A 14,132-nucleotide genomic window follows, 5' to 3' on the forward strand; every position below is an offset into this window, starting at 1 on the left:
TATATTGGGTGTTTGTATGCCCCTGCAGTAAAAACAACATTTTACAGTATAAAATTCATAATTTCATACTGTAAAATGATCGTATAGATCTGTTTTAAGAGTATAAAGAATTAGTAAAAATAGATATTTAGCTCAGTAGAATGAATTAAATTTAATCAATAAGATTTATCTTTGTCTTAAAAAATACGAATATGAATAAAGAAAAAGTAAACGAAAGTTTATCTATGGAAACAGAGACTGGTAACCCAATTGTTGTTACCATACGAGAAGGATTGTTTACTTTAAGTCGTGGTATCGGCCAGGTGATGTTCCAGAACAATGCATTCTCCGGAGTGCTGATGTTGGCCGGACTTCTATGCAATTCATGGCAATTGGCTCTGTTGGCTGTTTTGGGTAATCTTGTAAGTACAGCTACCGCCTTGATTTGTACGTATAACCGTGAAGCCATAAAAAATGGGTTGTTTGGTTTTAACGGAACTCTTGTTGGCATTGCCGTAGGAGTGTTTATGGAGATTACGTGGCTTTCAGTGCTGCTGTTGGCCTTTACTTCTGCCCTGTCTACATGGATCACCAGGCTTTTCAGCCTTCAGCAACACTTGTCGGGATTTACAGCACCTTTTATTTTGTCTGTATGGATACTGTTGATTGGATGCAATTGGTTCGGACCGTCTTTACTGCTGACCGGTGCAGCAGCCGATATCACACCCTCTCCCGATCTGCCGGCTGCCTTCTGCCTCAACATCGGACAAGTGATGTTTCAGGGGAATACGATATGGGCGGGATTGTTTTTTCTGCTGGCCATAAGTATCAATTCCCGGATCAATGCCTTTTACGTCATCCTGGCCTCCTCCGTTTCCATCGGTGTAGCGCTGATTACCGGCATGGATAATGCAGCACTTAACGCCGGACTGATCGGATACAACGGTGTTCTGTGTGCCATAGTGGTAGGAAGCAAAAGCCTGCAGTCCGGATTGTGGGCCGTACTCTCCGTACTGATATCCATCCTCCTGCAGTGGATAGGGATGCAATGGAATATTATAACACTTACAGCACCCTTCGTACTCTCGGTATGGGTAGTCACCATCCTTCGGGATTTCCTGGAGAAAAGTCGTTAAGATCCATTTCCTTTTTTCGGGGGAGATACATCCTACTCTTTTCCGGGGGATAACTCCTCCTAGAGATGGCATGCCTATTTATTGAGTCGCCGCTGCTTCATCACATGAGCCATCTGTAGTACAACCGAAAATACGATAAGCGTCAACCCGGCATAGAACGACAGGGTAAGCTCTTTGGCCTCACCCAGAATAAGCATGGCCAAGGCGATGCTGTAAACAGGTTCGAGGTTATAGCTTAAATTCATCGTAAAGGCAGAAATACTTTTCAGCGCCTGTATCTGAAGTATGCACATGCAGATGGTACAGAAAAAAGCAAAAAGGAAAAGATATACCAGGTCGGTTATGCCGGGTATCAGGTAATCCTGCGGATAAAAATAAAGATAAACCGGAAGCAGGATCGTTATAAACAAAAATCCGCCAACCAGCTCGTACAGCAAGACGGTAGACGGAGCCGTGATTGTACCCACTTTTTTATTGGCAACCGTAAACAAGGCGGCCAGGGCCGACGAGACAACCCCTAACAGTATCCCGTAACGGAAACGCATTTCAAAATGAAAGATCAGTACGATACCCAGTAGTGTTATCAGGCTGAAGCCCAACTCAAGCAGCGAGATGCGCTTCCGGTTCAAAAGCGGTTCAAACAGGGCGGTAAAAAAACCGGTCAGCGAAAAACAGACCACACCGATGGATACGTTAGACGCCTTGATGCTTCCGTAAAAGAACAACCAGTGGAGCGACAGGAGCATACCGGCTCCGGCAATCTTCATAAAACTACCCCAGGAGACCTTCCGCAGCTTCTTTCCCATCCACAGGAATGCCAGCAGCATCAATGAGGCGATAAGCATGCGGTACCAGACCAGCACCCCTTCGCTTAAGGAGATCAACTTACCGAATATCCCCGTAAACCCGGCCAACAGAATGGAAAGATGCAATTTTATAAAGGCTTCCCGCATAGTTTCTATTCATTATTTCTTATTGGACTTCAACACAGATCTTACACCGGCATAGAGCAACCTTACACCTACGGATACGGCATACAGGAATACTGCAATGGCCAAAACCCAAAGCAATTGAGTATAGAGCTCTTTCCATTCGGTATTAAATGCAACGATGGCATACACATTCATCAAAAACGACACCAAAAGGCATACACCAAACACAATCAACTCCGTGCGCTGTCTTTTTGCGGTAAATACAATATCTTTCATATAACTAGAATTTTACGACCTCGTTTTTTAACTATGCGTGATTTAAATACGGAATCTTATACTCCTCCGGGAAATCAATAATACTACGCTCTTCCATGGCTTTTAGTCCCAGCAGGGCAAGCACCGAAGAGTAGTAAGCCTCTTCCACCAACACCGGAATAGGCTTGCCGGTTATCACCGAGTCGCAGAACGAAGCCACCAGCTCTTCCGAACCGTCGCCCGCAGCTCCCGTTGTATTGGATCCATCGTGGGTCTTCACCTTATCTACAATAAATTCGCCGTTATCTTCCGATGCCGTCTCGGGCACCCAACTCGGACCGGCAAACGAAACCTGGTCGAACACCTTATGTTCAATCTGGTTGATCAGTTGCTGGATACCCGGGGCCGGTTTAACCTCTTCAAAAAAGTACTTCCCTTTGGCAAGCTCCAGGGTACCCTTATGCCCCAGTATCTGTTCATCCATCCCGTATTTCTTATTGGAGATGATCGACTCAAAGGTCATCTTCACGCCGTTGGGATAATGGTAAATCACATTCACATTGTCGTATACCTCGCGTCCATCTTTCCAGAAGGTGATATCTCCGCTACCCATGATGTAATCGGGGATCGACTTCAGCGCCCAGGTACCGATCTGCAGCTGATGTGTAGCCAGCTCCGTCATCAGTCCCCCGGAATATTCCTTATACAGACGCCAGTTTATCTGACGCTCCAGTGAAGGCTCCGGAACCGGCCTGCGCCAGTCGTTGTTACGGAACCAGAAGTTACGCAGTCCCACTACCTCACCGATGGTACCGTTATGCACCATTTCGAGGGCCTTGATATATTTTTTGTCGAACAAGCGTTGCTGACCGATATACAGAACCTGGCCGGTCTGCTTGTACACATCGTACATCTCCTTACACTGGTCCAGGGTGCGGGCCATGGACTTCTCGCTGAATACATGCTTTCCGGCTTTCATCCCGGCAATGGCGATGGGAGCATGTTCGTGAAGCGGACAGGCGATTATGATGCCTTGCACATCAGGCGAAGCAAGTACCTCCCGGTAATCACTGTATTTTTTTGCCTTCGGACAAAGGGCGGCTGCCTGGTCGAGGTGAGGTTTATAGATATCACAAAGGGCTACAATCTCAGCCTGACGGGTGTTGAGCAGGTTGTTGATGTGATACATCCCTCTTGAACCCGTACCGATGATTGCCAGTTTAGCCTTTTCACCCTTCAGCGCCTTCTGATTATCGGCGGCAAAGGATTGTAACCAAGGAAAAGCGGTAAGCAGCAATCCGCTGCTGCCCAGTGCTCCTACGGTTTTTAGAAAGTCTCTTCTTCCTATTTCTGTTGTTTCCATTCTTATTAGATTGTCAATAAATTATCAATAAAAACAACTTATTGAATATCCGCTTGGCCAGATTGCTCAGACACAGACGGGTATTCAATAAGTTCAAGGCATCAAAAGCTGAGCTCCGATGCAAAATTAAATCCAAACGTCGCGAATCCTTCCTCAATTTGCGTATATCAGTCTTCACAATACGACAAAATCTTTCATGGAATGCTGAAAGTGGAGATTCCTTCGTCCAATTCACGCTCTGTACCTTTCCAGCAGAACGTTCCGCCGGTACCTGCCGGCAGCTCGATACGTACCTGCAGGTCGCCTTTTTTCCCTATTTTATAGGATACAGCCACCTTACCCGCAGGGTGAGGCATGGATCCGGATACCTCCTTCAGGTTGCCCAGCGAAGGGGCAATCCTGATTTTACGGAAACCCGGAGCCGCACTGTCTATTCCAAGCAGGATGCGGTAAAATTCGATATTCGGACTGGCACCCCAGGCATGGCAGTCGGATCGCGACGGCTCGGGCATCTCCGCCCAGGTTGTTAGTCCCAGTGCCATCTGATCCCTCCATATCTGCAGGTTGTCCAGCAACTGATCTCCCATGCCGGCCTTGTTCAGGGCATTGTGCACATAGTATCTGAAATAGATGGTTGCCTGGGCCAGCGACGTATCCGCCAGGCAGCGGCTCATCACCCGTGCCGCTTCGTCGCCTTTCACCACATCGGCCAGCACAGCCAGCGAGTTAACATGCTGGGAGTAGCTTTTCTGCTCGTAGGTGTCGGCAAACAACCCCTTGGCCTCGTTCCAGTACTTGGCACGGATCGTGTTACGCATGGCAGTGGCTATTTCGCGGTAATGACCGGCCATGGAAGGCATCCCGAAACGCTCCTCCATGGGGGCGGCAGCATCGAGGGTGAGGATATACATCAGATCCTGAAATGCGGAATTCCCCTCCTTCTCGCGGATAGGTTCGCCATTGGGAAAATCGTCGCTCCAGTCGGCAAAGAACCAATGGGGCACATAAGCCAGACTGGCGTCCGGTTTCAGGTATTGTTCGTACCAGGATAAAATACCCCGATAGGCAGGTAACAGCGTTTTAAGATAGGCCTCGTCGCCGCGATACATCCAGTAATCGTGACCCATACATATCCACCACAAGGAGAAGGACGAAATAAACTGGTGCAGGTACGAAGGGTACCTGCTCATGGTGATGCCATCGGCTACGATGGACTGACGGCCCTGTTCAAGGGCATTCTTCACCATAAACGTATCACGCGTATTGAACATGGTAACCATTGCCTGGATACGTGTATCGCCAAAATATTGCAACTGCTCGTAATAGGGACAATCCATATAGGTCTCGTTGGCACACAGGCGGGCCGTACGCCAACCGATGGAAAGCATCTCATTCAGTTCGGGAAGTGCAGGTGCCGCAAAGGTAATATCTTGTTTGAACGGATAACCCGTAAAAGTGCCGTACAGGTCGTCCACCACCAGAGGCTCATCGGCGGTGGTGATGGTAAGCTGCACATAGCGCCAGGTACGCCACCACAAGGAGGTGAAAGAACGGCCGTCGCCACCGTCGGGCAAGAGCCTGTCTTCGTAACCGATCATCTTTTTACCTTCGATGCTGTCTCTGTGTCCTTTTACCGGGAGACTATAGGATTTGGTAGTCTTATCCACCTTATCTTCGTACATGGCCTCAGCATAGGTAATTCGTATTTCCGACCCTTTTCCTTTGCTGAACAGCAGGGTGAGGTAGCCGGTAGTAAGTTGTTTCTGATCCAGCAGCAGCACCGCTTCGGTATGTGCCGGTATATGTAAAGCAACCTTTTTCTGTGGAAAATCCTTGGGACAAGTGATGCCCTGTGCCCTGCGTACGGCCTGGAAACGCTCCGTATTCATCTCCATGGGCGGAATCGCACGCGGTACCAGCAGTCGGCCGGGATAATCCCTCGCCCCTTTGGCAGCTCCTTCCATTCCCGCACGTGCCTTCTTCCATCCGGCATCGTCGTATCGGGGTTGTTCCCATCCCCACGGATAAAGGGCGGCATCCAGCTGTTCGCAGGCACCAACGGCATAGTAGCCATGTACCGGCTTCCACCACGGTGCATAGGCCTTGTTGGTGGTACACAGCCAGCTTGCATCGGTATTCACCACCTCGTCGGTGGCAGAGTTGCCCTGTATCAGGAAACCGGTCTGATTAAAGCTTACCTGGGCCAGCGGCTTCTGCTCGGCAAAGTTCCACACCTCGGCAGCCAGCACGTTGACTCCCTTACGAAGCCAGGGTGAGAGATCCACCGTCTCGTACGACCAGTTATATACATCTCCCCGGGCCGGACCCAGCGAAACCATCGTTCCGTTCAGGAACAGCTTATACCGGTTGTCGGCTGTTACATGCACCAGAAAACGTTCCGGCAGGGTATCCAGTGAAAAGGATTTACGGAAATGGTATACTCCGTAGGTATTCGCCGCCTCGTCGGGTACGGAAATCCAGCGGGCCTTCCATCGGCCCTGCAGCAAAGAGGGGTTTATATCGTTTTGGCTGACTCCCATGAGCCGTGTCTGCGCAAACATAGGCAGACTTAAAAGCAGGATAAACAGGCAGAGAAGATGTGTTTTCATAATAATTGAGATATCAGATTAAAAAAAACGGAGTCCAAAGATAGGCTTTTTGAAAAAAAGGGAAGCAATTATTGCTTGATTATAATCAATCTTAACTCAATTTAAGGTTATCCGCAACAAATTCATATCCGTTTAAATTTATACCTTTGCAACCTAAATTTATCGATTCATATGAAAACAGGAATCCTATCTTCCATCCTTTTTCTGCTCTGTGCCATGGTGCTTTTCAGCTGTCAGGAAAAAACGCAGTATTTCGAAACTGCCGGTAGTCTGCATACCCCTTACCACATCAAATACAGCTATACCAAGGCATTGGACAAAGAGATACAGGAGGCATTGAGGGGATATTATCACTCCATCAATCCCTTCGACTCGACCTCCATCATATCGCAGGTAAACCGGAATGAAGCGGTGGAAGTAGATTCTCTCTTCGGTGTTGTTTTCAACAAGGCGATGGAAATCTCTCAAAAGACCGATGGGATGTTCGATGTAACCTGTGCCCCGTTGATCAATCTCTGGGGATTCGGGTTCAGCAAAAAAGACAGTGTCACACCCCAGGCGATAGATAGCATCCGTTCTTTTGTAGGCTATACCAAGGTGCACCTGCAGGGCAACCGGGTAACGAAGGACGACCCACGTATTCTGCTTAATTTTTCGGCCCTGGGCGACGGACTAAGCTGCGACGTGATTGCCAACCTGCTGGACAGCAAGGGTATCGAAAACTATATGGTGGAGATTGGCGGCGAAGTGATGGCCAAAGGGGTGAATCCCAAAGGCGAATGCTGGCGTATCGGGATAAACAAACCCACCGACGATCCGGCCGGACTGAACCAGGAGCTGGAGGAGATTGCACACTTGTGCGGTAAAGTGGGATTGGCCACCTCCGGAAATTACCGTAACTTTTATGAAAAAGGCGGTAAGAAGTATGGTCACACCATCAATCCGATTACGGGATATCCTGCCGAACAAGACATCCTGAGTGCCACCATCATCGCACCCGACTGTACAACAGCCGATGGCTATGCCACCTCTTTCATGGCACTGGGATCCGAAAAGGCACGCGAACTTAAAAAGAGGGTGCCGGAAATTGAATACTTTATTATTTACACCGATTCTGTAGGCAACTACAAAACCGAACATTCCGAAGGCTTCACCCAATACCTGGCGAATAAAGGGCGCTAAAGAATAAAAGAGAGTCTATAAAATCAGGATATGGTCTTGTATCAAATTAACAAAAGTGCCTGCTCAAATCCGGATTAATCAAGATTCAAATCAGTAAAAGTCACAATCCCCCCTATTGGAAAATCTTCCCTTAAGTGAAAATAAAACTTCTCTTAAGGGTAATTTTTTTTATCCTTAAGGAAAGTTTTACGTTCCCTTAAGGATAAAAAACATACTGAAATCGTTGACACCGGAGCGTTATTCCTTTATCAAATAACCAGTGTCTGAAAGGGTAACAATAAAATTATAAGAAAAATAAAAGTTTCCATCCAGCTTTTTTCATATTGACAGCATCTAATAGAAAGAACCATAAATTTGTTAGCTTATGATAAAGCAAGTTTTCCTTATTAACCTGATTCTTTGGTGTTCAATGACTTCTGTCACATCGCAGGTAAGCACCACCGGAGATAAAGCCCTGATGGAAAAAGGGTATATCCACATGAAAGACGGCTCTGTTGTGAAAGGTAAGTACATCTACTCATCCGATCTGGAAAAGATCCGGATCATGCAGGGCAAAGAGTCGAAGATTATCAACGCTTCCGAAGTTGAAAAGATCACCCTTAACAAACCGGAAGCAGCAACCAGACAAGCCAGGGAGAAAGGAGATGCCGAATTCTTCGATATCCGCCCCGGGAAATGGTTCAACCTTTCCGAAGGGGGAGTGATGATTGGCAATCCCGACAACGAGCATAAGGCTCCTTTTCTGTTTCATTCTTCCATGAATTATTCGTTCCGCAATAACCTTTCGGCAGGGGCCGGTATCGGTGTTGAATTCTACAATGAAACCTATCTGCCTGTATTTGCCAACCTGCTATACAAATTCAACAACCGCAAGGTGTCGCCTTTTGTATCGCTTCAGGCCGGTTACCTCATCGCCCTTGAGAACAAGACCCGCATCAGCGGCGGTTATTATCCTTACGACTACCTGAGTTCCTACTGGCCGCAACCCATCACCAGAGACAACCTCGATGCTCAGGGAGGTTTTCTTATCAACCCATCCGCCGGACTGTTTTTTAAAACCAGCCATGGATATGGCATTACGCTGTCGGCCGGATACCGCTTCCACCAACTTCGCTTCAGCGACAAGAGCGATTATAAATTACGGGCCGATTACAACCGGTTATCCATCAAATTAGGTATTCTATTCCATTAAAAAAACAGCTATATGAAACGAATCTACACACACTTGTTCTGCCTGCTTTCTCTGTTGGGAATGCTTTCGTGCACAGACAAGTACACCGAGATATTTACCGCCAACGCACCGGTATACATGAGTTACGACGATCTGCGGAGTGCCGTAAAGACATCATCCGCCCAGCCGATGAAGCATCCGGGCAAGATCTATTTCAAGGATAATTACATCCTGATAATAGAGCAGATGAAGGGTATTCATTTGATTGATGTATCCACTCCTTCCTCCCCCAAAAACATCGGTTTTATAGAGATACCGGGCTGTACGGACATGGCCATACGTAACCAGATGCTTTTTGCCGACAGCTATGTAGACCTTGTGGCACTGGATGTATCCAACTTAAGCAACGTAAAAGAGAGTCACCGGCTAAAGGACGTACTACCCTACCGGGTTCCCGCTACCGACAACGAATTTCCGGTAACCAGAATAGATCAGAAAAAAGGGGTGATTCTGGAGTGGGAGGTCATCACCGAGAAAAGGGAGCTGGAACCTAGCTACTATCCAAATTATCCGATGTACGACAACCTGATGCACTCCAATTCGTCGGATAAACTTTCGGCCGGAGGGATCAGCGGGAGCGGTTTTGGAAAGAGCGGATCCATGGCCCGGTTCGGGTTATACGACAAGTACCTTTACATAGCCGACACCTATATCCTGAATATATTCGATGTAAGCGGTACGCTGGTAAATGTGGGCAAATCGAGTCTGAACGGCAATGTAGAGACGATGTTTGTGTACGACAAACATCTCTTTTTCGGGACTCCCAACGGAATGCTGATCTACTCGCTGCAGGTTCCCAACACGCCTGCACTGGTTAGTACGTTCTGGCATGCCACCAGCTGCGACCCGGTGGTGGTGCAGGATGGATATGCTTACATCACGCTGAGAGGCGGACAGGTTTGTCACGCCGACTTCAACCGGCTGGATGTGGTTAAGTTGTCGGCCGACTATAAGACAAACACCCTCGCAGCCTCGTACAACCTTACCAACCCCTACGGACTGGCAATCGACAATAATACGTTGTTCGTATGCGACGGCAAAGCGGGACTGAAGGTGTACGATGCAACCGACAAGCAGGCTATCACATCGCATCAGCTGGCGGCATTTCCGGATATTAAAACCTACGATGTGATTCCGGTAAACGGATATCTCTTCATGGTGGGCGACGATGGATTTTACCTGTATGACTATGCCGATCTGCAACATATCAAGCAGATAGGACATATTCCCGTGGTAAAAGAGTAACCGCACGGCGTATGCCGGGGTTTAAATTTGACTAAACAATGTTTGAAAATATCTAAACTTTACTTTTTAAACAAATAACAAACTTCTTCTGGACATAAACAGACATCCTTTTTATACTAAACCCGGATATTTGCTGTGAACTATGAAATTCACTCAAGATTTAGGTTAGTATGAATATACAAAAGATTGTATTAGGTATCTGTTTGTGCTTTGTAACACCCGGCTACGCACAGCTGGGTGTTATTGCACAATCCAAACGCATCCAGGTAGTGCCACAGCCTGTGGCACAGGTAGATTGTCCGGGAACTTTTATGCTTACCCCCGCCGCCGCCTGGCAGGTAGAAAATGATGAACAGGCTGAAGTGGTGAAGCGCTTCGGGCAACAACTGGCTGCTGAGGAAGCCGGATTGAAATGGAAGATAATCTGTACAGAGATCGCCGGTAAGTTACCTGCATCGACACCAACGATGGCATTGCCGACAGCTTCGTCGGCGGCTTTGGTCTCCGGCACACGCCCGGCATCAACTACAACGATGGCATTACCGGCAGCTACGTCGGCGACTTTGGTCTCCGGGAAACTGTCTGCTCCTACACCCGCCCACAGCCCGCAGGTAATCAGTCTGACTCACTGCGATTCTCTGGCCGACGAGGGATACCGGCTCCGCATCACCCCCGATTCTCTTCATATACAGGCCTCCGGAAAGGCAGGCTTCTATTATGCGCTGCAGACCATCCGTCAGCTGCTGCCCCCCGACCTTCGGAAGGATACGAACAGCCAGACGCAGGAATGGGAGCTTCCCTGTGTGGAGATTACCGATCAGCCCCGTTTCGGGTACAGGGGACTCATGCTGGATGTTTCGCGTTATTTTATTCCCAAAGCAACCCTCCTGCGAACCATCGATTGCATGGCTCTGCTCAAACTAAATAAATTGCACCTGCATCTGGTGGATGATAATGGCTGGCGACTCGAAATAAAACGTTATCCGCGTTTAACCCAGGTAGGAGCCTGGCGGGTGAAAAGGGATGAACCTTTTCCGGCCAGAAAAAACCCGCTTCCCGGCGAACAAACAACTGAGGGGGGATTCTACACCCAACAGGAGATGAAAGAGATTGTCGATTACGCCGAAAGCCGGCAGATCGAAATTATTCCGGAAATAGAAATGCCCGCCCATACCAACTCCTCCCTTGCCGCTTACCCCGAACTGGCCTGTCCGGTGGTGAAATCCTTCATCGGAGTGATTCCGGGTCTAGGAGGTAAAAATGCAGAGATTATTTATTGTGCAGGCAACGACAGCGTATTTTCCTTTATCGAAAATGTGCTGGACGAGGTGATGGCGCTCTTTCCCTCGCGCTATGTACACCTGGGTGGCGACGAAGCTGCAAAGACCCACTGGAAAAACTGTCCGCTTTGTCAGCATCGCATCCATACAGAGAATCTGGCCAATGAAGAGGAATTACAAGGATACTTCATGGAACGGGTAAGCCGTTACGTACGCAGCAAAGGAAAAACCGTGATGGGCTGGGACGAGCTCACCAACAGCAAGCTTCCCGAGGGGGCCGTAATCTATGGCTGGAGAGGCGATGGCGAAGCTGCACTGAAAGCTGCCGAACTGGGACATCCGTTTATACTCACCCCCGCCCGCACCCTCTACCTGATACGTTACCAGGGTCCCCAATGGTTCGAGCCTCTCACCTATTTTGGGAACAATACCCTGAAGGATGTATACCAATATGAGCCGGTAAAGGATAAATGGAAACCGGGTTACAGTCAACTGCTGCAAGGGATCCAGGGTTCGTTGTGGACGGAATTCTGCAGTACCCCCCAGGATGTGGAGTACCTGATTTACCCACGGTTGGCCGCCCTGGCCGAGGTAGCCTGGAGCGAAAAGGGGAAAAAGGACTGGACCGGCTTCTTAAGCCGACTGGACCGTTTTAACCTTCATCTTTCGCATAAAGGAATCGATTATGCCCGTTCCATGTACAACATCGACCATAAGGTATTACCCCGCAACGGTGAACTGGAGATTTCCTTAAGCTGTATCAGACCGGACCTGGAGATTCGTTATACTACCAACGGAGACGCACCCGATGGCCGGTCGGCCCTCTACTCAACGCCTCTCACCATCGCCGGCAATTGCAACCTGAAGGCGGCTACCTTCAACGGATCCGAACAAAAAGGCGAGGTGCTTACCCTGCCGGTACATTTCAATATAGCAACAGCCAAACCGGTGACCGGAGAAAATATCAACACCCGTCTGCTTACCAACGGACTGAGGGGAAGCGACCGCCATACCGACGGTGAATGGTGCGGTTGGTATGCACAAGACGGATCCTTCGTGGCTGACCTGGGAGAGCGACAAAAAATCACCCGTGTAAGTCTGGGGTCCCTCAACAACTTCGGCATGGGGGTACATCCGCCCCGGTATGTAAAACTCTATCTGTCGGACAACGGTCAGAGCTACCACCAGGTGGCCACCATCCAACGCACACAGGCGCAAAACTTTGCAGAGGGTACTCAAGTCGTAGATATCCATCTGGATGTACACCCTCAGAAAGGGCGCTTCCTGAAAGTTGAGTTCGGCAACCCCGGCAAATGTCCGGCAAACCATGTAAGAGCACAGCAAGACACCTGGGTATACTTCGACGAATTGATTGTAGAATAGTTTTACCGAAAAAAACTATCTTTACATCCTGAAAGAAGACCAGTTAATCAACTTACAGGATAAACCATGAATCGGATACAAAAGAAACTAGTATTACCGGCAGCGGCGTTGCTGTCAATTTTTACGGCAGAAGCACAGAAACAGCCCAATATAATTGTCATCCTCATGGATGACATGGGCTACGGAGATATCGGAACCCAGGGAGCTATTGGATACGAAACACCCAACCTCGACAAGATGGCCAACGAGGGCATGCGTTTCACCCGTTTTTACTCCGTACAGGCGGTAAGCGGAGCCTCGCGTGCGGGACTGCTTACCGGTTGCTATCCCAACCGTATCGGTTTTTCAGGAGCACCCGGTCCGGATGCGGTTACGGGCATCAATGAAAACGAAAGCACGATGGCTGAGGTGCTCAAACAAAAAGGATATGCCTGCGCCGCCTACGGTAAGTGGCACCTGGGTCACCATACCAAATTCCTCCCCACACACAACGGGTTCGACGAGTATTACGGCATTCCCTACTCCAACGACATGTGGCCCCATCATCCAACCGGAACCTATCCGGATTTACCTTTATACGAAGGAGACAAGGTGATTGCATACAACCCGGATCAAAGTCAGTTTACAACCAACTTCACCGAACGGGCCATCCAGTTTATTGACAAAAACAAAAAACGTCCTTTCTTTATCTATCTGGCCCACCCCATGCCCCACGTTCCGCTGTTTGTTTCGGATAAGTTTAAGGGAAAAAGCAAACAGGGACTGTATGGCGACGTGATAATGGAAATTGACTGGAGTGTAGGGCAAATACTGCAGAAGCTACGCAAAGAGGGTCTGGATGAGAATACGTTGGTGGTGGTAACCTCCGACAATGGACCATGGATTAATTACGGCAACCATGCCGGAAGCACAGGCGGTCTGAGGGAAGGCAAGGGCACCAGCTTCGAGGGTGGTCAGCGTGTACCCTGCCTGATGCAATGGAAAGGAACCATTCCTGCAGGATCTGTATGCAACAAACTGGCCGTAAACATCGACCTGCTGCCTACCTTTGCCCATATCAGCGGTGCAGCGATGCCGTCTCATAAAACGGACGGTGTAAATCTGTTCTCTCTATTGCAAGGAGATACAAAATCTACTCCACGAACCAGCTTTCTATATTATTACAGAAGAAACAGCCTGGAAGCTGTAAGTGATGGCGAGTTTAAACTCATCTTCCCTCACCCCACACGTACTTACGAAGGTTTTGCCCCCGGAAACGATGGCATGCCGGGCCGGGTGGACGAAAATAAGATGTTGGAAGAGAAGATATTGATCGATTTACGCAGAGATCCCGGCGAGCGTTATAACGTTCTTTCGCAATATCCCGAAGCTGCCGGCAGACTGGAACAAATGGCCAACGAAGCCAGGGAAGACCTGGGCGACGATTTACAAAAGAAAGAGGGAAAAAACAGAAGGGCCATCGGAACCCTTTAATCCGTACAATCCACACAGACAGGCCTCCGAAAGGAGGTGCTGTCCCTTTTAGTTTAATGTAATG

At 48.7% G+C, this 14,132-nt stretch carries 10 protein-coding genes; 6 read left to right on the forward strand and 4 right to left on the reverse strand.

Annotated elements, in window-relative coordinates; all coding sequences use genetic code 11:
• Positions 1-260: 260 nt before the first annotated feature.
• Positions 261-1,115 (forward strand): urea transporter, encoded by an 855-nt coding sequence (locus tag AB7E53_RS04110; RefSeq protein ID WP_446774352.1) that lies wholly within the window; start codon positions 261-263, stop codon positions 1,113-1,115.
• Between the two features lie 74 nt (positions 1,116-1,189).
• Here AB7E53_RS04110 and AB7E53_RS04115 read toward each other — a convergent pair whose 3' ends face one another.
• The 4 genes from AB7E53_RS04115 to AB7E53_RS04130 all read right to left on the reverse strand — a co-directional run bounded on the left by AB7E53_RS04115 (position 1,190) and on the right by AB7E53_RS04130 (position 6,274).
• The gene (locus AB7E53_RS04115; protein ID WP_446774324.1) at positions 1,190-2,068 is read right to left on the reverse strand and encodes a DMT family transporter; all 879 of its coding nucleotides are present in this window, start codon (positions 2,066-2,068) and stop codon (positions 1,190-1,192) included.
• 12 nt (positions 2,069-2,080) lie between these two features.
• The gene (locus AB7E53_RS04120) at positions 2,081-2,323 is read right to left on the reverse strand and encodes a hypothetical protein (RefSeq protein ID WP_079683566.1); all 243 of its coding nucleotides are present in this window, start codon (positions 2,321-2,323) and stop codon (positions 2,081-2,083) included.
• A 31-nt stretch (positions 2,324-2,354) separates the two neighbouring features.
• Positions 2,355-3,665, reverse strand: a complete 1,311-nt coding sequence (locus AB7E53_RS04125) for a Gfo/Idh/MocA family protein (RefSeq protein WP_371689591.1) — start codon at positions 3,663-3,665, stop codon at positions 2,355-2,357.
• Between the two features lie 194 nt (positions 3,666-3,859).
• Positions 3,860-6,274 carry an alpha-L-rhamnosidase-related protein gene (locus AB7E53_RS04130; protein WP_446774326.1) on the reverse strand — a complete coding sequence of 805 codons (2,415 nt, stop codon included), beginning with the start codon at positions 6,272-6,274 and terminating at the stop codon, positions 3,860-3,862.
• 171 nt (positions 6,275-6,445) lie between these two features.
• Between AB7E53_RS04130 and AB7E53_RS04135 the strand changes: the two genes are divergently transcribed.
• The 5 genes from AB7E53_RS04135 to AB7E53_RS04155 all read left to right on the forward strand — a co-directional run bounded on the left by AB7E53_RS04135 (position 6,446) and on the right by AB7E53_RS04155 (position 14,068).
• A complete protein-coding gene (locus AB7E53_RS04135; protein ID WP_446774328.1) occupies positions 6,446-7,456 on the forward strand; it encodes an FAD:protein FMN transferase in 1,011 nt (336 codons plus the stop codon).
• A 364-nt stretch (positions 7,457-7,820) separates the two neighbouring features.
• Positions 7,821-8,648: a hypothetical protein gene (locus AB7E53_RS04140; protein ID WP_446774330.1), complete on the forward strand. Its 828-nt coding sequence runs from the start codon at positions 7,821-7,823 to the stop codon at positions 8,646-8,648.
• Between the two features lie 12 nt (positions 8,649-8,660).
• Positions 8,661-9,932, forward strand: a complete 1,272-nt coding sequence (locus tag AB7E53_RS04145) for an LVIVD repeat-containing protein (protein WP_446774331.1) — start codon at positions 8,661-8,663, stop codon at positions 9,930-9,932.
• A gap of 170 nt (positions 9,933-10,102) precedes the next feature.
• Positions 10,103-12,595 carry a glycoside hydrolase family 20 protein gene (locus tag AB7E53_RS04150; protein WP_446774333.1) on the forward strand — a complete coding sequence of 831 codons (2,493 nt, stop codon included), beginning with the start codon at positions 10,103-10,105 and terminating at the stop codon, positions 12,593-12,595.
• A 75-nt stretch (positions 12,596-12,670) separates the two neighbouring features.
• Positions 12,671-14,068 carry a sulfatase family protein gene (locus AB7E53_RS04155; protein WP_446774354.1) on the forward strand — a complete coding sequence of 466 codons (1,398 nt, stop codon included), beginning with the start codon at positions 12,671-12,673 and terminating at the stop codon, positions 14,066-14,068.
• Positions 14,069-14,132 lie beyond the last annotated feature (64 nt).

Source organism: Macellibacteroides sp., assembly GCF_050251695.1.
Taxonomy (GTDB): domain Bacteria; phylum Bacteroidota; class Bacteroidia; order Bacteroidales; family Tannerellaceae; genus Macellibacteroides; species Macellibacteroides fermentans.

Bases quoted from the DNA above. Each gene is read 5' to 3' on its own strand.
- AB7E53_RS04115 (WP_446774324.1), bottom strand. From the start codon at position 2,068: ATGCGGGAAGCCTTTATAAAATTGCATCTTTCCATTCTGTTGGCCGGG.
- AB7E53_RS04120 (WP_079683566.1), bottom strand. From the start codon at position 2,323: ATGAAAGATATTGTATTTACCGCAAAAAGACAGCGCACGGAGTTGATT.
- AB7E53_RS04125 (WP_371689591.1), bottom strand. From the start codon at position 3,665: ATGGAAACAACAGAAATAGGAAGAAGAGACTTTCTAAAAACCGTAGGA.
- AB7E53_RS04130 (WP_446774326.1), bottom strand. From the start codon at position 6,274: ATGAAAACACATCTTCTCTGCCTGTTTATCCTGCTTTTAAGTCTGCCT.
- AB7E53_RS04135 (WP_446774328.1), top strand. From the start codon at position 6,446: ATGAAAACAGGAATCCTATCTTCCATCCTTTTTCTGCTCTGTGCCATG.
- AB7E53_RS04140 (WP_446774330.1), top strand. From the start codon at position 7,821: ATGATAAAGCAAGTTTTCCTTATTAACCTGATTCTTTGGTGTTCAATG.
- AB7E53_RS04145 (WP_446774331.1), top strand. From the start codon at position 8,661: ATGAAACGAATCTACACACACTTGTTCTGCCTGCTTTCTCTGTTGGGA.
- AB7E53_RS04150 (WP_446774333.1), top strand. From the start codon at position 10,103: ATGAATATACAAAAGATTGTATTAGGTATCTGTTTGTGCTTTGTAACA.